Source organism: Candidatus Omnitrophota bacterium (genome assembly GCA_041648975.1).
GTDB lineage: Bacteria > Omnitrophota > Gorgyraeia > 2-01-FULL-45-10 > 2-01-FULL-45-10 > JAQUSE01.
In genome coordinates, this window is record JBAZNZ010000017.1 from 33,685 (window position 1) to 57,942 (window position 24,258).

General features: G+C 48.7%; 26 protein-coding genes. All 26 read right to left on the reverse strand.

Annotated elements, in window-relative coordinates; translation table 11 throughout:
* Positions 1-47: 47 nt before the first annotated feature.
* Complete coding sequence (gene lptB, locus WC592_06280; protein MFA4982056.1) at positions 48-770, reverse strand: LPS export ABC transporter ATP-binding protein; 723 nt, start codon at positions 768-770, stop codon at positions 48-50.
* Between the two features lies 1 nt (position 771).
* Entirely contained in the window at positions 772-1,539 is a 768-nt protein-coding gene (locus tag WC592_06285) for an LptA/OstA family protein (protein MFA4982057.1), read from the reverse strand.
* A 25-nt stretch (positions 1,540-1,564) separates the two neighbouring features.
* On the reverse strand, positions 1,565-2,467 hold the full coding sequence (locus WC592_06290; GenBank protein ID MFA4982058.1) for a lysophospholipid acyltransferase family protein: 903 nt from the start codon (positions 2,465-2,467) through the stop codon (positions 1,565-1,567).
* Positions 2,468-2,550: 83 nt separating this feature from the next.
* The gene (locus tag WC592_06295) at positions 2,551-2,994 is read right to left on the reverse strand and encodes a hypothetical protein (protein MFA4982059.1); all 444 of its coding nucleotides are present in this window, start codon (positions 2,992-2,994) and stop codon (positions 2,551-2,553) included.
* A gap of 151 nt (positions 2,995-3,145) precedes the next feature.
* On the reverse strand, positions 3,146-3,739 hold the full coding sequence (gene pilO, locus WC592_06300) for a type 4a pilus biogenesis protein PilO (protein ID MFA4982060.1): 594 nt from the start codon (positions 3,737-3,739) through the stop codon (positions 3,146-3,148).
* Positions 3,740-3,746: 7 nt separating this feature from the next.
* Entirely contained in the window at positions 3,747-5,414 is a 1,668-nt protein-coding gene (pilM, locus tag WC592_06305; GenBank protein MFA4982061.1) for a pilus assembly protein PilM, read from the reverse strand.
* Positions 5,415-5,437: 23 nt separating this feature from the next.
* Positions 5,438-6,070: a prepilin-type N-terminal cleavage/methylation domain-containing protein gene (locus tag WC592_06310; protein MFA4982062.1), complete on the reverse strand. Its 633-nt coding sequence runs from the start codon at positions 6,068-6,070 to the stop codon at positions 5,438-5,440.
* Positions 6,067-6,885, reverse strand: coding sequence for a prepilin-type N-terminal cleavage/methylation domain-containing protein (locus WC592_06315; GenBank protein ID MFA4982063.1), 819 nt, complete (start codon positions 6,883-6,885; stop codon positions 6,067-6,069). The genes WC592_06310 and WC592_06315 overlap by 4 nt, the downstream gene beginning before the upstream one ends.
* Positions 6,882-7,745 (reverse strand): hypothetical protein, encoded by an 864-nt coding sequence (locus tag WC592_06320; GenBank protein ID MFA4982064.1) that lies wholly within the window; start codon positions 7,743-7,745, stop codon positions 6,882-6,884. Before WC592_06320 ends, WC592_06315 begins: the two co-directional genes overlap by 4 nt.
* Before the next feature lie 28 nt (positions 7,746-7,773).
* Positions 7,774-10,113: a YfhO family protein gene (locus WC592_06325; GenBank protein MFA4982065.1), complete on the reverse strand. Its 2,340-nt coding sequence runs from the start codon at positions 10,111-10,113 to the stop codon at positions 7,774-7,776.
* A gap of 35 nt (positions 10,114-10,148) precedes the next feature.
* Complete coding sequence (locus WC592_06330; protein MFA4982066.1) at positions 10,149-10,544, reverse strand: type II secretion system protein; 396 nt, start codon at positions 10,542-10,544, stop codon at positions 10,149-10,151.
* 37 nt (positions 10,545-10,581) lie between these two features.
* Complete coding sequence (locus tag WC592_06335; GenBank protein MFA4982067.1) at positions 10,582-10,977, reverse strand: prepilin-type N-terminal cleavage/methylation domain-containing protein; 396 nt, start codon at positions 10,975-10,977, stop codon at positions 10,582-10,584.
* A gap of 36 nt (positions 10,978-11,013) precedes the next feature.
* A complete protein-coding gene (locus WC592_06340; GenBank protein ID MFA4982068.1) occupies positions 11,014-11,412 on the reverse strand; it encodes a prepilin-type N-terminal cleavage/methylation domain-containing protein in 399 nt (132 codons plus the stop codon).
* A gap of 135 nt (positions 11,413-11,547) precedes the next feature.
* Positions 11,548-12,765 carry a type II secretion system F family protein gene (locus WC592_06345; protein ID MFA4982069.1) on the reverse strand — a complete coding sequence of 406 codons (1,218 nt, stop codon included), beginning with the start codon at positions 12,763-12,765 and terminating at the stop codon, positions 11,548-11,550.
* Positions 12,766-12,770: 5 nt separating this feature from the next.
* The gene (gene gspE / locus WC592_06350) at positions 12,771-14,453 is read right to left on the reverse strand and encodes a type II secretion system ATPase GspE (GenBank protein ID MFA4982070.1); all 1,683 of its coding nucleotides are present in this window, start codon (positions 14,451-14,453) and stop codon (positions 12,771-12,773) included.
* A 23-nt stretch (positions 14,454-14,476) separates the two neighbouring features.
* Positions 14,477-14,917 (reverse strand): PilZ domain-containing protein, encoded by a 441-nt coding sequence (locus WC592_06355; GenBank protein MFA4982071.1) that lies wholly within the window; start codon positions 14,915-14,917, stop codon positions 14,477-14,479.
* 32 nt (positions 14,918-14,949) lie between these two features.
* Positions 14,950-15,489 carry an HAD hydrolase family protein gene (locus WC592_06360; GenBank protein MFA4982072.1) on the reverse strand — a complete coding sequence of 180 codons (540 nt, stop codon included), beginning with the start codon at positions 15,487-15,489 and terminating at the stop codon, positions 14,950-14,952.
* A gap of 122 nt (positions 15,490-15,611) precedes the next feature.
* Positions 15,612-16,571 carry a KpsF/GutQ family sugar-phosphate isomerase gene (locus WC592_06365; GenBank protein ID MFA4982073.1) on the reverse strand — a complete coding sequence of 320 codons (960 nt, stop codon included), beginning with the start codon at positions 16,569-16,571 and terminating at the stop codon, positions 15,612-15,614.
* Positions 16,571-17,389 (reverse strand): 3-deoxy-8-phosphooctulonate synthase, encoded by an 819-nt coding sequence (gene kdsA, locus WC592_06370; protein MFA4982074.1) that lies wholly within the window; start codon positions 17,387-17,389, stop codon positions 16,571-16,573. Before kdsA ends, WC592_06365 begins: the two co-directional genes overlap by 1 nt.
* 118 nt (positions 17,390-17,507) lie before the next feature.
* On the reverse strand, positions 17,508-18,257 hold the full coding sequence (gene kdsB, locus WC592_06375; GenBank protein ID MFA4982075.1) for a 3-deoxy-manno-octulosonate cytidylyltransferase: 750 nt from the start codon (positions 18,255-18,257) through the stop codon (positions 17,508-17,510).
* A complete protein-coding gene (gene rfaE1, locus WC592_06380; protein MFA4982076.1) occupies positions 18,254-19,252 on the reverse strand; it encodes a D-glycero-beta-D-manno-heptose-7-phosphate kinase in 999 nt (332 codons plus the stop codon). Before rfaE1 ends, kdsB begins: the two co-directional genes overlap by 4 nt.
* Positions 19,249-20,187 (reverse strand): hypothetical protein, encoded by a 939-nt coding sequence (locus WC592_06385; GenBank protein MFA4982077.1) that lies wholly within the window; start codon positions 20,185-20,187, stop codon positions 19,249-19,251. The genes rfaE1 and WC592_06385 overlap by 4 nt, the downstream gene beginning before the upstream one ends.
* A gap of 88 nt (positions 20,188-20,275) precedes the next feature.
* Positions 20,276-20,764, reverse strand: a complete 489-nt coding sequence (locus tag WC592_06390; protein ID MFA4982078.1) for a pyridoxamine 5'-phosphate oxidase family protein — start codon at positions 20,762-20,764, stop codon at positions 20,276-20,278.
* The gene (locus WC592_06395) at positions 20,746-21,435 is read right to left on the reverse strand and encodes a diphthine--ammonia ligase (protein ID MFA4982079.1); all 690 of its coding nucleotides are present in this window, start codon (positions 21,433-21,435) and stop codon (positions 20,746-20,748) included. The genes WC592_06390 and WC592_06395 overlap by 19 nt, the downstream gene beginning before the upstream one ends.
* Positions 21,436-22,018: 583 nt before the next feature.
* A complete protein-coding gene (locus tag WC592_06400) occupies positions 22,019-22,615 on the reverse strand; it encodes a hypothetical protein (GenBank protein ID MFA4982080.1) in 597 nt (198 codons plus the stop codon).
* A gap of 363 nt (positions 22,616-22,978) precedes the next feature.
* Positions 22,979-24,145: an IS4 family transposase gene (locus WC592_06405; protein ID MFA4982081.1), complete on the reverse strand. Its 1,167-nt coding sequence runs from the start codon at positions 24,143-24,145 to the stop codon at positions 22,979-22,981.
* Positions 24,146-24,258 lie beyond the last annotated feature (113 nt).

Consider the following 24,258-nt stretch of genomic DNA (forward strand, 5'->3'; position numbering starts at 1 on the left):
TTCATCGTTCTCCTTATTATTGAAGCGAATATTATATCACAAAAAAATTACATTGTAAATTTTTCGCCTAAATATAACTCCCTCGCCTTCGGGTCCGATATCAGGTCCTCTTTTGTGCCCGATATCAATATCTTCCCCTCTGCCATGAGATAGGCGCGATCGGTAATGACAAGGGTCTCCCTGACATTATGGTCGGTCAGGAGTATACCTAAACCCTTATCCCTGAGTTCCTTGATTATCTCCTGACATTCAGCCACAGCTATAGGGTCGATCCCGCTGAACGGTTCGTCCAGCAATATGAACATCGGATTCGTAACGAGCGCCCGCGTTATCTCAACGCGGCGCTTTTCCCCGCCGGAGAGGGTGTAGGCTTTGTTCTTCCTTAAATGCGTTATCTTCAACTCGTTTAAGAGTTCGTCGCACCTGCGGCGCCTTTCCCTGGGGCAAAATCCCAGCGTCTCCAGGACGGCCATTATATTCTCTTCTACGGTCAGTTTCCTGAATATGGACGGATCCTGCGATAGGTATCCTATGCCGTAACGTGCGCGCATATGAAGCGGCATGTTGGTAATGTCCTGCCTGTCAAATATGATCTTTCCCTCGTCGGGCTGTATTATACCGGTTATTATATAAAATGTCGTGGTCTTTCCGGCGCCGTTCGGACCGAGAAGACCTACGACCTCGCCCCTCTTGACATTGATGTCGACAGAATTCACGACGCGCCTTCCGCCGTAAGATTTCACCAGCCCTATCGTCTCGAGTAGATGCATATCACTTCTTCCTCATAATATTCTCTTCCAGGCCGCCTTCCTGGTATATCACAAGCCTGGGCCTGCCTGTCAATAATATCCTCTTCTCCGCGTCTATATAAGTCGCCTTTTCGCTGTAGGTCGTGTTTTCGCCTCTTGTTATCTTCACGTTGCCGTCTGCCACTATCTCTTTCAATTTCTTAGTGGACGTGTCCATATATATCGTTATCTTATCCGCGTCGATGGTGCCTTCATCATTGACCACCTTGACGTTCTTTGAGAAATATGCCTGGTTCTTTTCGTAATCGAACTGCACTTCGCCATCGCATGTAATGACCGTCTTGCGCTTCTTTGCTTTCTCCCCGCCGAACGCTTTGGCCTTATCAATGGGAGGCGAAGCGCCGAACATTGATATATCCCCGGTTGCGTCGACCTTATTTTCGATAGTGGCCTTTACGTTCTGCTCAAGCTGCACGTTATTCAGCGCTTTATTATACACCCCTTTGTCAGCCGTAATGGTTGCCGAAGCCTCATCCCCGTACGCCCTTGCGACTATATTGTCGAGCTTTATCTTATCGCTGGTAATGGCTTCCGCCGACTCACCCGTGACATCCCATTTCTTTTCGCCCTTCTCCGTAACGCCTTCAAGATTGAACGACAGTATCTTATGCTTCACGGAATCACCGCCGATGCCCGACGCTTCCGTATTTTTCGGAGCGGTCTCCGCTCCGCTCGCGCCTGTTATCGCGAACGACATAACGACCGCCAGGATTATCACCGCAATCTTCATGGATATATACACCATTTTTGCCTTTTTACTTTTCGCTTTTTACTTTTATCGTCTTCCATCTCCGATGCATCCACACCCACTGATCCGGGTATTTACGTATATATGTTTCCAGGACATCCGTCCATTTCTGCGTATTCGTGACCATGTCTTTTTCTTTGTCGCCCGTATCCGTCAATTCTATCGGCTTTTCTATCTGCATGGTATAGCGCGTTCCGTCCCTGATCATGAACACCGGTATCAGGTCGGCGCCGCTCGCCTTTGCCAGGGCCGCGGGACCTATAGGAGTATAGGCGTTCCTTCCGAAAAAATTTACGAATACACCTCCTACGGAATCTACGTCCTGGTCGGCCAGAATGCCGAGTATCTGATTATTACGGAGGATCCTTAACATACTCTTCGGCGACTGGTCCCTGTAAATGACATTGACATCGTGGACCTTCCTAAGGCGGTTCAGAAAAGCGTCGTATTTCGAGAAATATATGCGCTTTACGATAACGACTCCCGGATATCCCTTGACCCTGAACGTCGCCCCGACGAGCTCCCAATTCCCGAAATGGGCCGTCAGGATAATAGCGCCCTTACCTTTTCGAAAAGCGCCGTCAACGATCTCTATTCCTCTGATCCTGACAAATCTGTCTATATTAGATCTGTTTATTTTAGGGAAATTGACAAGCTCAACACCGCCCCTGACAACATTCCTGAATACCGATTCGGCTATCTTCCTTATCTCTGTCGGGCTCTTTTCAGCGCCGAATACGGAAGTCAAATTATCGACGGCAACGCGCCTGTATTTTCCGAGTATCCTGAAGCATATAGAACCTAAAATATCGGCCAGGACGCGGCCGGCCTTCAGGGGGATGATAAAGACCAGAAAGGCTACCGTCCTCCCTAAATAATAAAGATAATACCTCCTCAATTTGAACTTCATATAGCAAGCCAAACCTTCATATTATGACACTATATAATACTGATAATGAATTGTCAAGGATACCTTTAGGAGGGGCTATCGCTTTAGCGAACTATCTTTAGTGAAAACGTCTCTTTGCCGTCGCTGACCAGGACGGTATCGTTCGATATGTCGAGAACGCGGAACTTGCCTATCGTAGATCCTACGGAGACGATGATATTATTGATAATGGCCTTGTGCGGGCTATCTTTGGATGACGTAATGCCCATGAGCTTCAGGCTGGAGACCTTACTAAGGTCCCCGCTTGAGCTGTCTTCAAGCATAAAGGGGTCTCTTCCCCAGCCAAGGCTGGAAGTGTCCTTTTTTGCCGTCGTCTTTGTGGTAGAGAATAGCGGGCTCATCGCTTTCGTTTTCTCGGGCGCCGGCTCGGCGGACGCCTTAACACCCCGCATCTTCTGCATGGTCTTCTGGAGATTGATTATAAACGACAGCCCGAAGACCATCAGCAAAATCCCTATAGCAATAAGTTCAAGCTTCTTCTTTTCCATAAGCCCTGCTGTTATCCTCGGCCGATAGGCCGTTGCCTTACTCGGGGCAATACTGAGCCGGCTATTATCTGACCGCTCTGTAACCGGCATTGTGTTTTGGCCGCGAATGTATAAGCCCTGCTGTTATCCTCGGCCGATAGGCCCATTCTCCTTATGACACCGGTTTCGGCGATATGAGATAAGTATTGATACTAAGAGCGACATTCAATACGGGAGAGTCCTTGTCTCCCGCCTTAGCTATATTTACGTTTTCTATCGTCACAAATATTGGGAACTCCTCTTTCAAGGCCCTCAAGAACTCCCCGAGCTTCTTATAACTAGTCTTTAATGCCATGGATATGGATATCTCCTCCACGACACAGTCTTTGATAAGAAGATCCTGACCCTCGGCCCCTTTGACAACTACTTTCTTTGACGGGTTCATCGATGTTATCTCTATATCCATACCCTGCGCCAGCGAAGATAATTCCTTGAATACTATTTCCTCTTTTCCGGGGAATTTTTTGCCTAAGGCCTCTATCCTGCTCCTGAAAGCTATTATGCTTTGCTCAAGCGGCTTATCGGCGCCTATCGTCCTCCTGAATTCATCTATCTCGGTCTGTATGGCATTATATTTTTGCTTAAGGCCTTTCAGGCGCGCATCTGCCGGCATATATATGAATACGAGAAATACGGTAAGCGCCAGCAAAAATACCGCGGTAAATATTATTATCTTCTGTTGACGTTTTGTTATCATATTTATCATACTACTGTCACTCCAGTGAGCACGCCATGCTGAAAGTTGAGGAATCCTGGCTTCCGGCCTTGCCAAGCTGCAACGAGTCGAGCTGGGCCTCCTTGAAATATCTCGAGCTTTCCATATCCTCCATGAACTTTGCCAGGATAGTTTGAGCCGAACTGCCGGGGCCGTAAACAAAACCGCTCATATTAACGGTCTTCGCCTTTTTGTTCATAGTCAGATTTTGCAACACTACATTCTGCGGTATTATATTGCTCAACTCCTTCATTATGTTCTCGACCGGAAGCTCGCCTGCCTGCAGGCTCGACAGGAACGCCTCCCTTTCCACAGCCCTGTTTCTCAATTCCTTGACCTGCGCAACCACTTCCTGCTGGATCGGGGCGGTCTTTATCCTACGATCGTAATCGTCTATCCTGACCTTGGTAAAAAAGAACGAGACCCACAGCGCGACGACCAATATGGACGCCAGCGCCCTAAGCGAAACCTTCTCTATAAATTCAACCTTTTCGGTCCTGTATTCATGAGGCAGCAGGTTCAGGCATTTGCGATATGACACAGCAACGCCTACAAGCGCCGCTATGGACATGGCGTCATCGGCGTTCAGGGCAACCTTTGAAGTATTTATCGAAGGCGGCATGGCGATCTTCGCGACCGGGACATTCAACTCTTCCTGCAGGTACCGGTCTAGATTTTTAAGCCCGGCTCCCCCGCCCGCAAGATAGGCCTCGGAGATGTTTTCCACGCCGAATTCATGGACATAATATTCTTCGGAACGCTTTATCTCCTTGGATATCCTCTCCAGCACCGGCCTCATCAGGGAAAGGATCTGCCGGGAACTTATCCCATTCTCTAATGTGACCGCATCATACGCTATGCCAAGACGCTTTTTAGCGTCATCAGCCTGTTCTTTAGTTAGAACAATCTCCTCGCCTTTGTCGGACAGGAATTTTGATTGCAGGGCATCCGAGATAACACCGGATCCCAGAGGAATGGGACGCACGAATTCAAGCGTTCCGTTCCTGAACATAGACACCTCCGTCTTCATATTACCGGCGTCGACGATAAGCGTCGTCTTAGGATGCTCCTGCTTTGGCCCCATTTTCAGTATCGCCTCCAGGCCGAAAGGCTCTACGCTCACCGCCTCGACAGAGAGATTGGCATCCTTGACAGCTTTGATCTTCTTTTCGATCACCTCGCTTGAAACGGCGACGAACATGATATCGAACGCTTTTGAGCCGTCTTCCTTCTGGACCTCGCCTATCACCTGGAACCCTATAGCCGCGCTGGATATATCGAAATGAACCAGGTCCTTGGCCTTCCATCTTAATGCCTCGATAACCTCTCCATACGGCATATGAGGCATCTCTATCCGCCGAATGGCTATAGCTTCATCGCTGAAAGTCAGCACCGCGCTTTGGGATGAAAAGCTATTCGCCTTTACCGTCTTCTTGATCGTATCCGTAATATAATCATTGTCGCTGCCCGTAGGTATCTCAATAATGGAATAGAAAGCGATCTCGACTTCCTGCGCAAGCCGGACGCCCACTATCTTCAGGGTACAGGCGCCTATATCGACACCGATCACATTGGCGGCTTTCTTCCCAAAGTTGAATATCCTGGCGATATTCGCCGGCAATTTGATCTGCGGCATCTTGACCTGAGGCATTTTGAATTTCGTCATATTCATATCATTCTAAAAAATTTTTATCGGTACTGTTTAATATCCACCCCTGAAAGGGCGCGGAAAGAGGCCTCCCAATCCTTAAAAAGCCCCGCTCCGGTAGTCACTGTTATGCCGATGTCAACACGGCGTATTTCATGTAAATTTGTCGGGGGGGTTCCTGACGCTGTCCAGGCCGTCCCGTCAGATTTGAAATAACTGAAAATGGCTCCGGAAGATAGTCCGGTAATGTTTATATCAGGGGTGATATAGTAAGGCACCGTCTCCCACGAGCCGTAACTTCCGGACCCGGCTGAACCGAGATCCGTGTATCTGCGCTGCGGCTTCGCGCCGTTCAACGCCAGCTCGACGTCTCTCATGTCCCCGGAATAAGGATAACCGACCCGATATGAGACGCTCGTGGAGTTCGCGGCCAGTATCATATTTGCGTATCTTAATCCCATTACACCCCTGTCGCCTTCGATGAAAGAATAGAGCGCCTCCTGCGCCACTAACCTTGCCCTCGTTTCCTTCGGCAGGTATACTACCATCTGCAAAAGCGACAGCACAATCCCTGCCGTCGTCCCTGCCATGACAGCCAGTATGGTAACGGTCACGATTAACTCAACAAGCGTGAAACCTTTCGCTCTTCTATTACCATGCATGATAGCGCTCATGGATAACTGAAGTCATATATGGTATAAGGCGATTCCGAGCCGTCCACAAACACATAGGAGATAGCTACCGTATACCGGTACATCGTCCTTCCGAAAGAAAAAATAGCGCCTCGGCCGTCCTGATACGGATATATGGGATCCGACTGGACGTAGAAATACGGCTTGAATTCCACGTATTGCGGCGAACCCGTCAGCTCGAGATTCATATTACGAGCCGTCCTATCGATAAGATTGACAGATATATAATTCAACGATTGATACGGCGGAGCCGGGCAATATATCTTAACACCCTTAATGACAAGATTAGGCTTCCTGGTGTTCTTCAAAATAACGTAATAAATCCCGACACTTCCCTTAATGCCGCCCGATACGTTCAAGTAATCACTTTGCAGGCCGCCCGCGCCTTCACCGGAACTGCCTGCTCCGTAAAGATGGGCCTGGTTTGTGCCATATGTAAGAACCCTGTATACGGCGCCCGTCGAGAACGAGCCTTCGCCGGGGCAGACGCTCAACTCCACAGGGTATATATACGACTTATACAGGCTGTCCACGCGGGTCTCCAAATCATAGCCAAACCCGCCGTAGTCGCTGCTGCGCGTTATGCCCGGGCTGAGCGACCCATCGTTCTGCATACACCTGACTTCCGCCATACGCCTGTTGACCAGGCTGATCACTCTGGTGATCGAGTCTCCTTCGACGACCACACGAGAATACTCCAGAAGCATCAGCGCTATCGGTATCATCACTATGCTCATCAGGGCAATGGCTATGATCAACTCCGAGAGGCTGAAACCCCTGCGCCCGGCCGCTGTCATATATGAGCGTCCGTCTCTACCCAGGATGTCACCTTGTCCGTATTTACATCGTAAGCGGCCTTTATGGTCCTCCTGAATGTAGCCGGGCCGGCAGTTACCCTGCCGGTAGAGGTTATCTGAAACTCATTATTACCGCTGTATCCGTTCCTGATTATCACGAACTTTCGCGGTTCCGGCGAGGCCGCGAAATAGAACGACACCACTATGGTCGCGGTAGACGGGACATCGTTGTCGAAGTACATGCCGAACCCCACGTTTTTCTGGCCGTATTTCATAGTAACATTGCTGCCGAAATTTACAAAGTCCCCGGAAGAAAAATTGACCCAGTAAAACCGGCCATTCCAGTAATAACCGACGCCGGTATTCGTCATTCCTGTCCATTCGACTTTCATCTTCTGAAGAGGATAAAAGCCGTTCATGATGTAATATCCGCTTATATTAGTGATAAAAATATTTCCTACCCAGGAATCCCCGGCATGATTCTCTATTACCGGATTAGAAGCGTTGATCAATAAAAAATCCGGAGGGCTGAAAGCTTTATAATATGTATCCGGATAACTGTAACTCAGATTCAGGGGATTGCTTGAGCCCGAGGCCCTCTGGTCCAGCCTTGTTTCAGTCCCCAGCTGCATATACGACGATCGGCTCATCGTAGGATGCATTTCTTTGTATTTGCGGATAACATCGTATACGCCCGCCTCCGCCGCATAAAGCGCCTTGTCTCTCGACATACGCATGGTGGTCAGCATTGCGGAGTTTGAGATACCGCTGGCTATAGCCAGAAGAGCGATCGAAGCGATAACGATAACGATTATCACTACGATCAAAGCCAGGCCTTTTCGGTCGGACGTATGTATCATAATCATATAGTATGTGGAAAGTATATCATTATTTTCTCGCAAAGGCAATATAGGAGAGAATAAAAATGAGCGTAATGGCGCTTAAGACAAGCCCCAACTTGAATGAGAACGGGTCAAATACGAACTTTACGACGTGCGCCCCGGGCTCCAAATAGACGGCCCTAAGTATATAATCGGCCTTATAGAGCTTTGCCCTCTTATTATCGACGTAGACCTTCCACCCGGGGTACCAGGTATCGGCCAGCACCAGGAATTTGGGAGAGTTCAACGTCGATCGGATAACTACTTCATTGATGGAATATTTTGTTATTTCCGCCTTTTCCGGGGACTCCCCTTTTATCACCCAGTTCCTCGAAGGTCTCATAAAAAGGACCTTCTCCCGCAAATCCGGTTCTTCATCAAGAAGTACCTCTCTTGCCGGATCGAATTCCTTAGACATGAACCTGGCGACGAAGTCCTTTTCGTTCTTTAAAACTTTGAAAGAGTCCACTAAAAACGCCCTGGGCAGGACATTCGTATTCTCGTATAGATATCCGGATGCGCCTTCCACAGGCCGGTAGCCGCGATCCTCTACTTTCTTCTTCGATACCAGGTACTTCATGTTGAGCATATCCAGTATTCTCGTAGCGGCAGGAGAGGGGGATGTCTCTAGGAGGTTCGTGATCTTTCTATAATCCATCAGTTGTATCGAATCATATCCGCCGACATCAAAAAATCGGTACAGCATCGGCGTGTTGGCAGTCAACATGTCCTTGCTGTTCAATATCGCTTCTTCGAACGTCCTGCCTTCAATATAAGCGCTTTCCTCTTCTGTCTTAGGCGATAAGTAAAACCTGAAAAGACCAGTGTCTTTCTTCAGGTGCTCCACATTCGGCGTAGGCACATCATAAATCTTAGGATTGACAATAGGCTGATCCCCGATGGTCGCTGTAAACAGGTCCGCGACGATTAGCGATATGAAACAGAAGCTTACAACACCCTGCCTCATGCGGATGCGGGAGGCCCCAAGGAAGAGTATCAGACCTCCGAAGGTAAAGAACCCCGCAAACCTTGCCGAATTCTTAATGGCCGCTATGATGCTGAAAAGGATCGACGAATTTTCCGTAAGCCTGCTGCCTACGCAGAAGCTGAACGCTCTCTCTATCAACTTATTCGCGCATGTGTGCATCAGGAGAAGATACAATGCGCTTAATAGTAAGATCGGAAGCAGGATCATTGAGAAGGCCTTCAATCTCGGATCCTGGGATGCCCTCGCCCTGATATAAGCGTCAAAACCCGCGCCGCAAAGCATGGCCGCGGCAAATATAGTGACATACAGAAACCGAACAGGGTACCTTATCATCTTGAACCCCGGCACGAACTTATAGATAAGGTAATAGAAAGGAGTATTCCCCCCAAACGAAATGAATAGAAAGAGAATGCCGATAAACCAAAGGAACCATACCCTCCACCCTTTTTTGAAAAAGATCGTCATGGCCAGCAGGAGCGCGGAAAAGACACCGAGATAAACCAGGGCAGCCCAGCTCTGTTCGATCCAATAGCTCTCTTTGGAAAAATCCGTCCTGGAGATGAAGGGGATGAAAAAATTGAAAGTATCCCTGACAGGCATCGACCATGTCGTGGCGCCGCTATAAGCGCCTAAAAGCATTGCCCTGTCCGAGAACCTCATAAGCTCTATAAAAGGCGCAAGATGGACCATCGATAGCAGCGATCCGAAGATAACGGTTGCCGAATAATAGGAACCGACGCGCATCAACGGGCAGGACTGCCTGTTGTTCAGCCGAAAGAATAACGCGTAAAAGAGAAGGACCCATAGCGTTGAATAGAATATGGACGGCTCTCCGCCCAGGAACATCGTCCCTAAGAAAAGCGAAGAGATAAGGATGTATTTCATCTTATCATCCGTAAGTCCCTTGTCAAAAAATAGAAGTACGGCCGGAAGCCATATAACACATGAAAGAGTCGTTGGAAGGTTCAGCAATGATATGACATATCCGCTGAAAATGAAGGTTATTGCGGAGACCAGGGAACCGGAACTGCCCATACCCCATCGCCTGGCAAGGTAATAAACAAATACGCCCGCAAGCGGTATGTGGATTAAGAGGAAGACGTTAAAAGCCAGGCAGAACGGCAGGAGATAGTAGACGATACTTAGAGGATAAAATACTGCTGCCTGCTGGAACGCGAGGTTCGGTATGCCGCAGAATATATACGGGTTCCATAGCGGTATGGTCCCGCTCTTCATAGCCTCTACTGTAAAGAGCCTTACAGGATAGAAATATCTCGATAGATCCCTGAAAGCAAGGAATCCATTGCAAAATAGGGCTTCCGCAAAATAGCATGCGGTAAGCCCTATAAGCAAAGCCACTACAAATAATCCTCTATTCCTCAAAGACGCGTCTCTTACCAACTCGTGTTGTGAGCGGCAAAGATCTTGCCATGATCTGAATTTGCCGTATTATTAACATACACCCAACCTGCGGCAGTGCTGGTACCCTTACTTGATGTTGTCACGATTAAGGTGTTGACATTAGTGGCCATATTCGCGTTGGCGGGTACCCCCTGCGCCATCCAGTTTTTTATCTCATCTGTAACAGAAGGAAATCTCGCATCGTTGCCCGCGGCAGCTTGAGCGTAAAAAATAGATATCGCTGAACGGAGGCCGCCCAAAGCGCCTTGAGTGGCCGCGTTCTTCGCCTGGTTTGTAAGGTCAACAAACTTCGGCATAGCTACTGTAGCGAGTATACCCAGAATTACTATGACGATAACAAGTTCAACAAGCGTAAAACCCCTCTTCATGATACCCTCCCCTTTTTTGTATGCGCTGAACAATTTTTTACCAGTCCGTGTTGTGAGCAGCGAAGATCTTGCCATGATCTGAATTTGCCGTATTATTAACATACACCCAGCCTGCGGCAGTGCTGGTACCCTTACTTGATGTTGTCACGATTAAGGTGTTGACATTAGTGGCCATATTCGCGTTGGCGGGTACCCCCTGCGCCATCGCGTCGCTTATTTGAGTGGTATCGCTTGGAAATGCCGCAGTACCGTTAATAGCAGACTGCGCGTAAAATATAGCTATGGCCGAACGAAGGCCGCCCAAAGCGCCTTGAGTGGCAGCGTTCTTAGCTGAATCGGTAAGGTCGACAAACTTCGGTATTGCCACTGCCGCCAGGATACCCAATATCACTATCACTATCACAAGTTCTATCAACGTGAAACCCCTCTTCATGACACCCTCCCCTTTTTGTATGTGCGAAACAATTTTTTACCAGTCCGTGTTGTGAGCGGCGAAGATCTTTCCATGGTCTGGGCTTGTCGTATTGTTAATATATACCCAGCCTGCAGAAGCATTGGTAGCCTTGGCAGTCAATGTTGTGATTATGGTATTGATATCGGTGGCCATATTCGCGTTGGCGGGTACGCCCTGCGCCATCGCATCGCGTATCTCATCGGTCACGCTTGGAAACCTGGCAGTTCCGGCAACGGCATTCTGTGCATAGAATATGTATATTCCTGCTCTCAAGCCGCCCAACGCGCCCTGCGTAGCCGCGTTCTTAGCGGCATTTATAAGATCCGCGTATTTCGGGATCGCTACCGCGGATAAGATTCCTAATATGACAATGACTGTGACGAGCTCGATCAAAGTAAAACCCTTCCTCATCATCAACTCCTTTCCGCCCGCAAAAAGGGTCTAAGAGTTCCCCTTAAGCACAAAAATGATAAAAAAAATTACAATGAGCTCAAAAATTTTATAAACTCTCAAATTATGCGTAAAGTATACCATATGTTTTTAGGGTTGTCAATGCTGGAAGAGGGATATGAGGTTCCACATGGGCAAAAATATGGCAAGAGCCATGGTCAGGACCATCGCTCCAAGGACCACCACGAAGACAGGCTCCATTATGGTAGAGAGGTTCTGGATGATATAATCGGCTTCCTGGTCATAGTATTGGGAAATATTCATCATCAGCTCGTCGACCTTACCGGAGCTTTCTCCTATGGCGACCATATTTACCACAAGAGGAGGAAAAGCGCCGCTTATACGCATCGGTTCGGAAATACCTTTACCTTCTTTTACACTCACAATGATATTATCAACTGCCCTGGAGATTACCGCATTTGAAGCCGTCTTGGAAGCCATATCGAGTACCTGCAATATAGGGAGCCCGCTCCTTATCAATATCGACATAGTCCGCGTAAATCTCGAGATCACGAGCATCGTCATAGGTTCCCCGAATATGGGAGCTTTCAGCTGAAACGAATCCCATCGATATCTTCCGCCCTTTGTGTTTATATACCTATTGAAAAGGAAAGCGATGGCGCCGCCGACAACAGCCAGGATATACCAGTATTTACGCATAGCGACGCTCATGCCCATGAGTATCTTCGTCGGAAGCGGCAATCCCGTCTTGAACTGCGCGAATATCGTCGCGAATTTCGGTATTACGAACGTGACGACGACAAAGAACGCTCCGGCGAGCGCGCATAAAGTTATTATAGGATAACGGACGGCAGCTTTTATCTTATTCTTTGTATCGAGCTCTTTTTCCGTGAACTGGACGAGCCTCTCCATAATCTCATCCATCTGGCCGCTCGCCTCCGCCGCCCTTATCATATTGACGTAAAATTCGTTGAAGACCTGCGGATATTTCGAAAGGGCGTCCGAGAAGCTTACTCCCCTCTCTACGTTGGACGCGACGTCCTTTATTATACTCCTGAAAAATTTATTCTTGGTCTGCTTCTCGATAGTATCCAGGTTGGACAATAAAGTGACTCCCGCTTTCTGCAGGGACAGGAGCTGCCGCGTGAACATTATAAGGTCCGCCTCTTTCACTTTATCGAACCTGGCGAGGAATTTGGAAATGGGGTCGTTCGACTCCTCCGCTTCCGCTATCGAGATCGGCACATACCCCATAGCCCCCAGGCTCGCCGCGACAGCCTGCTTGTCGGCTCCGCTTACAACGCCTGACACGGACCTGCCGAATTTGTCTCTCGCCTTATATTTAAAATCCGCCACTTTTGCTATTCCTCCGTAACGCGTATGACTTCTTCGGGGGTCGTAATACCGCGTATGACCTTATCCAGCCCGTCGCCGCGCAGCGTCGTCATGCCTTCGCTTATCGCCACTTTTCTTATGTCGAGCGCGCCGGCCTTGGCGATGATCAATTTCTTGATCTCGTCGCTGATGACCATGAGCTCATGGATACCTGTCCTGCCTCCATAGCCCGACCCCTTGCAATGGCTGCAGCCTTTAGCCTTGTAAAATTTGACCTGTTCCTTTATTCCCAGTTCTTTAAGCGCCGCCGCTGTCGGCGTATAAGCCTCTTTGCATTCCGGGCAGAGGACGCGCACAAGCCTCTGCGCCAATATCGCCAGCACCGAGCTGGATATCAGGAACGGCTCTACCCCCATATCGATAAGACGCGATATGGAGCTGGGCGCGTCGTTCGTATGCAGGGTCGAAAAGACGAGATGGCCTGTAAGGGACGCCTGGACTGCGATCTCGGCGGTCTCTTTATCCCTTATCTCTCCCACCATCACTATATCCGGATCCTGCCTAAGTATGCTGCGCAGTCCCGCGGCGAAGGTCAGGCCCGCCTTAACATTTACCTGGGTCTGCCTGATCAAAGGTATCTCGTATTCGACCGGATCCTCTACTGTAATTATGTTCTTCTCAAGCGAATTAATGGCGGACAGGGCCGAATATAATGTAGTCGTCTTGCCGCTTCCCGTCGGGCCCGTTACCAGTATGATGCCGTACGCCGCGCGTATAAGCTTGTTAAAACCGTTAAAATCCTTTTCATTAAAACCAAGCTGTTCTACCCCGACCATGACGCTCGTCTTATCCAGGATTCTCATGACGATGTTTTCGCCGTGGATCGTCGGAAACGTGGATACCCTGAGGTCTAGGACCTTATTCTCCATCTTCATGTTAATCTTGCCGTCCTGCGGCTTCCTCGACTCCGCGATGTCGAGCTTGGACAGTATCTTTATTCTCGATGAGATTATATTCTGCAGTTCTTTCGGAGGTGTGGCTATCTCATGCAGGATGCCGTCGATCCTGAATCTCACGCGGACGAGATTCTCTTCGGGCTCTATATGTATGTCGCTAGCCTTCTCTTTTATCGCCTGCATCAGTATCAGGTTGACCAGCCTTACAACGGGCGCCTCTTCCGCTGCCTTGGTCAACGCCTTGGATCCCTGGCCGTCCGGAGTGATGGCGGCAAGCTTGGCGGCATCTATCGTCTTTATGACCTCGTCCAGCCCCCCGGGAGAACCATAATATTGGTCTATGGCAAGCCTTATATCGCTCTCCGTTGAAAGGACAGGCTCTATTATAGGTATCTTAGACTTCATCCTTACTTCATCGATCGCCATTATATCACGAGGATTTGCCATGGCAAGGGTCAGGCTGTCGCCGACCTTGAAGAGCGGGATCACCTTGTGTTTTCTGGCGAGATCTTCGGAAACATTGACGAGAACGTCCGGGTCTATCAGGTAGTTCTTCAGTTCGATGACCATCACGTTCATCGATTCGGCTACAGCGTGAGCTATCTTATCTTCCGTAATATATCCTAGTTTCGACAGCGTCTTATCCAGGGGAAGCCCTGTCTTCTTCATGTCCTCCTTGGCGCGGTCTATCTGATCGGCCGTAACGAGCTTCTTTGCCAGCAGGATATCTATGATAGCTTCTTTTTTAGCCATACCCCTATTCTCTCCGGATCAGACTACTTTGACAAGTCCCAGCGAGGCGACGAACGTCTTTCCTTATTTGTAATAAATGCCGAGAGCAGGTCTTTGTCTTCGTTGGATATCTTAGTGAATTGTATGCCCAGCCTGTAATGCCCCTGTGACTTCATTGAGCAGGACCTGACCGAGCCGGTCACTCGCATCGGCTCTTTGCGATCCTTGCCCGCTTCTGCGGCAAAAGGGGCGGATTCTATATTAATATCCAGGATAACGCCCGGCGGTATCAGATAAAGCGAATCCAGGCCGCAACCCTGCACGCTTATATCCAGAAGCCCTGCTTTCTGAAAGACCGCTTTGCCGGACGCGTCTTTCGCGGGCACATTCAATTTTATCGTCTTCTCTGTCGCTTCATCGATCGCGTATTCCGCGAGAAAATTAACGGGCTCCCTCTTTTGCCCTCTCGTTTCCATCGGCGCCATAACTGCCTCCCCGTATTCAAACTTTTTCTTTTTTACTTAAAGTATCTTTCGGTTGCCAGGTCCCACTTCCCCTGCGTCTTCAATATCATGTCGCATATCTCGCGCACCGCGCCGCGGCCGCCCATCTTAGAAGTCACATAATGGGCTTCCGCTTTCACTTCATCCATCGCGTTCGGTACGGCTACGGCAAACCCGACCCTTTTCAATACGGGTATGTCTATGAGATCGTCCCCTATAAAACATACATCTTCCGGCGACACTTTAAATACCTTTAACGCCTTATTGAAAGGTATCAGCTTATTCATGAATCCCTGATATGTTTTCGCGACCTTCATGTCACGACCGCGCAATTTGACTATCCTGGACTTCTTCGCCGTGATTATGGCGCTCTTTATACCGGCCCTATTCAGGAGGGTTATCCCGAAACCGTCCTGGACGTCAAAGAATTTCAACTCGTCGCCGTAGATGCTGTATATTATCCGGCCGTCGGTCATCACACCGTCGATGTCTAGGATCAACAGCTTGATGCGTCTTGCTCTCTCGGTAATTTCCTGATTTATAGAATTTAACATTTAGGCACCAAGAACAGTTATAAGTTGTAAGCTGTAAGTTTTAAGTAAAAATTTTAAGATATTCCTCAAACTTATAACTTACGACTTAAAACTTACTACTTTCCACGCTATTTTTATGCCAGCTACACCAGTCCCGCCTTCAGCAGGTCCTGGACGTCTATCAGTCCTATCGGCCGCTTTTTGTCGTCGACAACCGGTATCTCATCTATCTTTTTGGAGCGGAGTATATCGAAAGCTTCCGCGGCCAGTTTCTCTTTCTTTATCACGACCGGACCTTTAGTCATCACGTCCTTGACCTTCATGTTTATAAGGCCGGGTTTAGATTCGAGGTGGCGCCTGAGGTCTCCGTCCGTGAATATGCCCGTAAGGGCGCCTTTACGGTCGACTACGCTCGCGCTTCCCGCCCTTGCTTTCGTTATCGCCAGGAGCACGCGCTTGACGGTAAAATCTTCGCCTACCACAGGGCTTTCGTGCCCTTTTCTCATTATGTCACTCACCTTCAATAACAGACGTTTGCCGAGTATGCCGCCCGGATGATAGAAAGCGAAATCCTTCTCTTTAAAACCTTTCTTTTCCAGAAGGGCGACCGCAAGAGCGTCGCCCATCGCGAGCATTGCCGTCGTCGAGGTCGTGGGCGCCAGCCCCATGGAACAGGCTTCTCTTTTTACTGATACATCGATGGTGTAATCGGCGATCCGCCCTAGCGTGGAACGCACATTACCGGTCATCGCAATAATACGCGCCCCTATCTTCTTCACTATTGGCAGGAACTTCACTATCTCGTCCGTCTCGCCGCTATTGGAAAGCGCCAATATCAGGTCGTCCTTCGTCACCCGCCCAAGGTCCCCGTGAAGAGCTTCGGCGGGATGGAGATACAGGGAAGGCGTGCCGGTCGAAGAGAGCGTGGCGGATATCTTCTGCGCGATAAAACCCGGTTTACCCATGCCCGTTACTATCACGCGCCCCTTTATCCTGCAGACCGCGTTGACGATACCTTCGAAGTCGGCGCCTACCCGCCTCATGAGGCTGGAGAGCGCGTCGCGCTCGATCCTCAATACTTCCCTGGCGATCCTGTCTGACATTATTTCACCGCCTCTTCCACTTTTCTAAGCTTTACCAGCATCTTCTCCAGCTCGTCCAATCCCAGCGAGTTAGGCCCGTCGCTCGGCGCTTTTTCGGGATCCTCATGGACCTCCAGGAAGACCCCGTCCGCGCCGCAGGCTATCGAAGCCATGGCCAGATACGGTATAAATTTGCTTTCGCCGCCCGAACGCTCCCCCAGGCCTCCGGGCATCTGGACGGAATGCGTGGCGTCGTATATCACAGGATATCCGAACTCTTTCATGATCATTATAGAGCGGAAGTCGCTCACGAGATTATTATAACCGAAGGCAACGCCTCTCTCAGTAAGGAGTATATTCCTGTTCCGGGCGGATTCGATCTTTTTTATAATATGCCTTATGTCCCAGGGCGCGAGGAACTGCCCCTTTTTAATATTGACCACTTTGCCGGTCTGGGCGGCGGCTACTATTAGATCGGTCTGTCTCGAGAGGAACGCCGGTATCTGGATGATGTCGAGGACCTTTGAAGCCTCTCTTATTTCGGCTTTGCAGTGGACGTCGGACAATATGGGGACCTTGAGTTCGTCTTTAACGCGTTTTAATATCTTAAGCCCTTTTGTCAGCCCGGGGCCGCGGTAGGAATCTATTGAAGTGCGGTTCGCTTTATCGTAACTTGATTTATATATGAACGGGATGCGCAGACGTTTGGTAATATCCTTAAGGGCTTTGGCGTGTTTAAGCGCGCTCGCTTCGGATTCGATCACGCATGGCCCGGCTATCAGGACAAAGGGGCGGCCTGCGCCTATCTTCACGTTGCCAATATTAATTTCTCGCGTCATGTTCATGTCCAGGTTACGTAATGTTAGAGAATGTTAATTAAAGTTACGTAAGGTTACCGCACTTTTGTAACATTACGTAACCTTCACTAACCTTACGTAACATTATGTAACCTTTTTCCTATTTCTCCCTCTCCTTTAACAGCGCATCCTCGGCCCTTTTCAGGTCTTCGGGCCTGTCTACGCCGACCGTGTCGAACTTCGTCTCGACGGTCTTTATCTTATATCCGTACTCGAGGACCCTCAGCTGTTCGAGCTTCTCGGCATTCTCCAGCGAGGATTTCGGGAGGTTCCTGAAAGTGAACAGGAAGTCTTTTGTAAAAGCGTATATGCCTATATGTTTGTAATAGACGGGTCTCTTCTTCTCGTCTTTCGACGCGGTCCTGTTGTAAGGTATCGCGTATCTGGAAAAATATAAGGCGTATCCGTTCCTGTCGACGACCACCTTGACCACATTTGAATTCGTAAGCTCTGAATCGTCCTCCACCTTCTTTATCACGGTTGCCATCTGGGCGATCTTCTCTTCGCCGAGGGCGATCACGAGGTTGTCTATTATTATAGGTTTGATCAGGGGCTCATCCCCCTGGATATTCACGGCGATCTCTACGTCAAGAGGATTCACCACCTCGGCAAGACGGTCGGTCCCGGAAGGCTGGTCCGGGGAGGTGTAGATGGCCTTGCCTCCGAATCCCTGGACGACCTTCAATATCCGCTCGTCATCGCATGCGACGACAAGGTCGTCCAATGTCTTAGCCTTTTTGGCGTTCTCCCACACGTGCTGAATAACGGGCTTGCCCAGCAGGTTCGCCAGTACTTTTCCCTCGAATCTCGTCGCGCCCCAACGGGCCGGTATAACTCCTATCGCTTTCACTTTTCCAGCTCCCTCTTAATTCGTTCTATAAGCTCACCCGGCGTAACGACAGCTATGCCGACCTTCCCTACGACTATCCCCGCGGCGCAGTTCGCCACATGCGCCGATTGCACAGGATCGAGTCCGGACGCAAGAGACAGGGTATAGCTCGCTATGACGGTATCGCCCGCGCCGGATACATCGAAGACTTCCTGCGCGACTGTTGCTATCTGCTTCATCGGTTTCGCTTTCTGGAATACCGCCATCCCGTTCTCACCCAGTGTTATAAGGGCGATCCCGCATTTAAGTTTTGACAGTAATTTCCTGCCGGCGCTCACCAGGCTCTTATCGTCCTTGATCTCGAACCCTACGGCTTTAGACGCTTCGTGGTTATTAGGAGTGATCAAGGTCACGCCTTTATAGAATTTAAAGTTCTCCTCTTTCGGGTCGACCGCGATTATCTTCTTGTATTTTTTTGCCAGAGGAATGACTTTGCTTAGCAACTTAGGCGTTATGACCCCTTTGCCGTAATCCTCAATGATCACGGCGTCGACCGACCTGATGACATTCCCTATGCGGCGGATCATCTTCTGGACGATCTCCTCGCTTATGGACTCCGCCCTCTCTTTGTCGATCCGGACGACCTGCTGGTGCTGGGCAACGACCCTCGTCTTCAATATCGTCGGCCTGGATTCGTCCTTAAATATTCCCGTAGTATCTATACCATCCTGTGAAAGAACGCCTTTCAGCACGGCTCCCCGGTCGTCGTCTCCCACTACGCCTATGAGCGATACATTCGCGCCTAACGACCTGAGATTGTTAGCGACATTCGACGCGCCGCCGGGCATGTAACTCTCTTTTTTGACCCATACCACCGGGACGGGCGCCTCGGGAGAGATACGGCTGACGTCGCCCCACAGGAATTCGTCCAGGATGAGGTCTCCGATCACAAGGACCTTCACCTTCTTGAATCCCATTATCGTTTTTTTAATGCCGGCTATGCCTAAAGATCTCATATCTTCTCGATTATGGAACGGTATAAAAGCGGCATCATTATCTCGTGATGGCCGATCATGTTATATGCCTTACCGCCCGTGGACGTCGGCCTCGAAAGGATGTTCTGATGCGGCCTGTACTGGTTTATCATGTCAAAATTGGCGGTAGTGAATACCCTGGCCTTGTAGCCCAGGTTCCTGGCGACGGTCAATGCCTTTAGGAAGACCTCGGGCAGTATTACCGCCGAACCGAAATTTATCGCCACGCCTTCGTCGAGCCTGGAGACGCTGTATATGAAATTTTTAAAATCGAGCAGCGACCCTTCTCCTATGGCTTCTCCGTTAGCGGACGGATGTTGATGTATTATGTCGGTCCCTATGGCAACGTGCACTGTAACGGGCGCGTCCATGGCATGACCTGTCGCGAGAATACTCAGATCCCTGTGAGGCAGCTTCGAACTGACTATGCTGCCGCCCACAGACTCTCCTATTCCCATGCCCTTAGAGAAACCCGAGTTTATAGCGTCGTTTATGAAACTGGCCGTCTCTTTGGCCATCCCGAAAGAACCGTCGACTATCCCCTCGCCCACATCTTCGCTCGTCCTTCCTATCATGGCTATTTCCGTGTCGTGGATTATTCCCGCGCCGTTCAACGCGACGGCCTTAACGACCCCTCTCTTCATAAGGTCTATGACGAGCGGCGAGAGCCCGCATTTTATCACATGCGCGCCCATCATCAATATGACCATCTTATCTTTTTTATACGCCTCGACTATAGCGTCAGTAAGCGCTCTCAGATTCCGGCTCGCGAGGATGTCCGGCAGGCCGTCGTAAAAGTCCTTGAAACCGGAACCCTTCTTCGTGACCTTGGCGAAATCCTTTATCGCTACTTTGCACTTCCGCGCGTCAAGGGATATCGTCTTTATTTTGGTCAGGTCGACCTTTTCTCTTTTCATGAATATGTCCTTATTATATATAAAACGTTATAAGTTTATCACGACAGGAGCATATCGTCAAATATTAATATCACGGGCCTCGGGCCTCTCACAGGCCGCCTATTTCCCAGTCCTTGCTCTTGAACCTTTTCAGCTCCCCTTTGATGCCTATTTCCACGACCTCGGTTATCCTGACCTCAAAGATGACGAAGTTCTCGGTAATGACGACTTCGAAGCTCTCGTGCTTCGACGTACCGCGCACGTCATCTATAATGTGCTTGGCGGTAAGGCGGATCTCCTTGTCGAGCATCTCCTTGCGCATCTTCTTATATTTCGGCCCCTTCTCTATTATCTTTACCGTGCCGTTCAGCTGATAACCTTTAAGCGTGCTGGGATCGATGAGCGACATCGACGCCCTCGGATTGATCTTCAGGTTCCGCCATGTGGTGCTTATCGTATAATCCACAAGATACATGAATTCATTATCCGTCTTCAATAGGAATTTGGGCGCCGCGTTAGGCCGCCCTTTAAAGTCGCACGTGGCGATACTTATGAACTCCCTCGTCTCCAGCAATTTTATCAGCTCTTTTGAAAGCATCTCTGTCTCCCGGATATCAGGTCGCAATAATAAAACCTGTTATCCCTTAATATGGTCTCGCCTGTTTTGAATTCAATTTTTTTCCCGAATATCGGGCCGTCGAAAGCGAATGAATGGAATTCGCCGTTCTCGCCGCATGGGTCTACATTCGCCGGCAGCGAGTTTAGCAGCTCTTCGTCGAAGACCCTGCCGGCGAACGAGCCGTCAAGCGCCTTCGAGTCCACGCATGTCAACACGCTCCGGAATCCGGAGCGGATGAAATCACGCGCTAACTTTGCTGTATCACGCTTCCATAAAGGAAAGACGCCTTTCAGCCCCACGCTCGCCAGTTTGTTTTCGCGATAAAGTCTTAGGTCTTCCAAGAATATGTCGCCGAATATCACTGATGTCACACCGGTAGCCGCATATCTCGTCAGGACTTCGGCCATTGCCTCTTCATACTTAGCGTTATCGCAGTCCTTGCTGATCAGCGCCTTCTCGAGCGGCAGGCCTATCGAAGCGGCCTGCTCTTCGAGGAGGACTTCGCAGACGCCGTGCATGCTTACTCTGCCGTAATCTTGCGTGACCGTCGTAAGAAGGGCGACGACATCATATTCGCGCAGCTTCCTTATTTCATAAAGGGCCATCGCGGAATCCTTCCCGCCTGACCACGCCATTATCGCTTTTTCCATCCATGCCTTTCGCTTCGTCCATCTACGCGTCTAATAAAATTTACGGGTCCTGTGAAATTCGCGCCAGCGAATTTCATCCCGAGAACGCGACTATTAGGAGCGTTCGAGGGACTACCACTAAAGTTTTTTACTCAAACCTAAGCCTCGTTATTCGAGCACTGAAAATATTCGCTTATAATAAATTTTTACGGGTCCTGCTGCTCCTTCGACTTTTTCTTTTAAAGGGCTCGTATGGGTTTACAATCTGACTATTTCTTTATACTATGAGGGGTAGATAACGGTCTAACTTGACGCTCAGTTATTTATATCGGTATATTCTGTGCGCGTATCTATGTATCCCGAACTACATCTCCTTAACATTCGGGCACCCCATCCAATCCGCCTGTCATCAGCTCCATCGGATTGGGTTTACAATCCCGTGAATTCTATCGCGTATCTATGTGCACCGAACTACTCTCTTCTGTATTCGGGACACCCCATCCCTGCCCGCCAGACTTAGCTTGCTGCGATCAGGCGGGCATACTTCGCCCTTTATTGAGAAAAAGTCTGGAAGGAGCATCACCCGTAAAAATTTCCAGCGCCATCATAACTTAGTATGCGGTTTATTATTTGTCCCCGATCGTAAAGCACTCCTGACTATCTTGAAATAACTGCTATCCTCAATGTAAACTATTTTCGCTTCTACCTCTTTCAGATCTTTTATTATCTTAAGAACATCTTTAAATAAATATTTTATAGCTCCATCATAAATAATATGACCACGATGGAATATAAAACAACTATCATGCGCAGGAAAATTATGCACAAGCCCATTTCGCAAGTTATTGAAATATTGCAGCTTCTTGATATTAACGGCTTCACAACATTTTCTTATTTTTTTTATTATACGAATCTTCCTGGCAAAATCTATACTACTCAACACATCTATGGTAATAGATTGTCTTGCATCTTCTGAGCATGTATTACAGTATCTTTTTAAAATTATTCTATCTATCAGAAACTCCATTACCACGTAAATTTCTAGAACAACGTATCGAATTTCTGAAAAAACTTTAGAATAATCACTCTTTATCTCTTCGGATCTAAAAAAATCAAAAAATACGGTTACAGCATCAGATGCCTTCCGTATTTTTTCTTTTGCCTCTTTAGCACTATATTCTAGTACATGTGAATATTTCATTTTATGCCTTCTTTGATAGCTAAACCTAAGGGACACTTATAAATTTACAATTAGACCTGTCCCTTGTTTCAAAAAGCTCATTTCACTCTATTTAATCACCCACCGGCTTCACTCTGTTAGTGGTCTAGTTGTGACTTCTGCCGGTGAAAGTTCATCAGCAAATTTTTCGCTCCTCAGATGGCGGAAGTTGCGGGCGGTTGCCGAAGCGAATGTCGTAAAATTTCGATACCTTATGGCGGTCTTCCCGCCGAAGGCGGGAAACAAGGCCGAGTAAACCTGTCAACAGCATGCCCTCAGTCCGGGTTACGAGGCCATCGAAATTTTACCACAGCAAATTTACATGCCTAATCATTGCTGTCCAAATTACCAAAAAGTTAACTGGGCCTGTTGCGATATCCCAGTAGGCATTTTACTTCGTTCATGGAACGGAGCGCTGAACCAGTCCCATAGGTCGCGCCTGGCGAAGAGATTCACAGGCAGTATCGAGCAAAGTGTGTAAAGTGACCAACCGAACTTTGACTTGAATTTTAGATACGAGAGCATAAGATATGCCGTTAACGCGACCCATAATTGGGACAGCAGGGCATTTTTAGACGTGCCTACAAAGCTTTTTACCTTTAATTGCTGTTTAATGGCTTTGAAGAACAGCTCAATCTGCCATCGTTCTTTGTAAATACGGCCTATTGTCTTGGCGCTCCAAGTGAAGTTATTAGTTAATATATCGATAGTCTTACCGGTATCAGGGTCTTTGGAGCGAACGCGGCGTAAGAGATTGGCGCATTTATCTTTCGTCTGATATCCTGTCATCTTTATTGTCTGGTCACTTAGTATGTACCTGAACTTTGAGACGTCTCTGCGCTCGACAACGGTATAAACAGCGTTCTTCTTCAACCTGGTCACGAATATGATGCCTTTATCGTCGAGAGATTTAAACCACGAGAAGTCGATATAGCCCATGTCGAATATAGCGACGTCATTCTTCTCCAGCGGTATGAAGGGAGTGGCCTTATTGTCATTGTCTTTACCGTTTGTTACTATCATAAACGTAGGCAGATATCCGGAGTGATCGAGTTTTATATGGATCTTAACGGCGCCTTTTATGGCCCTAAACTTAGCCCAGTCATAGAGCGACAGGCAAAGGTCTACGGTTGTGGCGTCTATGCTGTATAAAGGGTTCTTAAAACAGAATTTATGCTTAGGGGCGATATCCTGACATTTGGACAGCATATCAAAAAAGACTTTTTTAAAGAGCTCGTGCGGCCTATGCTCATTGGCATAAGCAAGCGTCGACCGATGGGTTGGGGTTATGCCTAAATGATAGAGAGCTTTTGATTGAGTGGCAAGACCAGCCTCTATGGTCCTTAAGCTATCCTGTCCGGATAACTGGCCGAACAGCATAGCGACGAAGTGATTCCATGAGGTAAAGCCCCGGGCATGGTATTCAGCCCCGGTCTCTAAAACAGCTTCATGGAATTGGTATCTCGGAAACATTTTTAGCATTTGTCCTAAAATTGTGTTATTATGGTGCATAGCCTAACCCTCCTTATATACCGACGAGAATCGGTAGTTGGTGACGGTTCTGTTCTATCACCATCATAAGGATTCGGTTGGGCTTTTTCAATCATAATTTGGACACGAGTGAT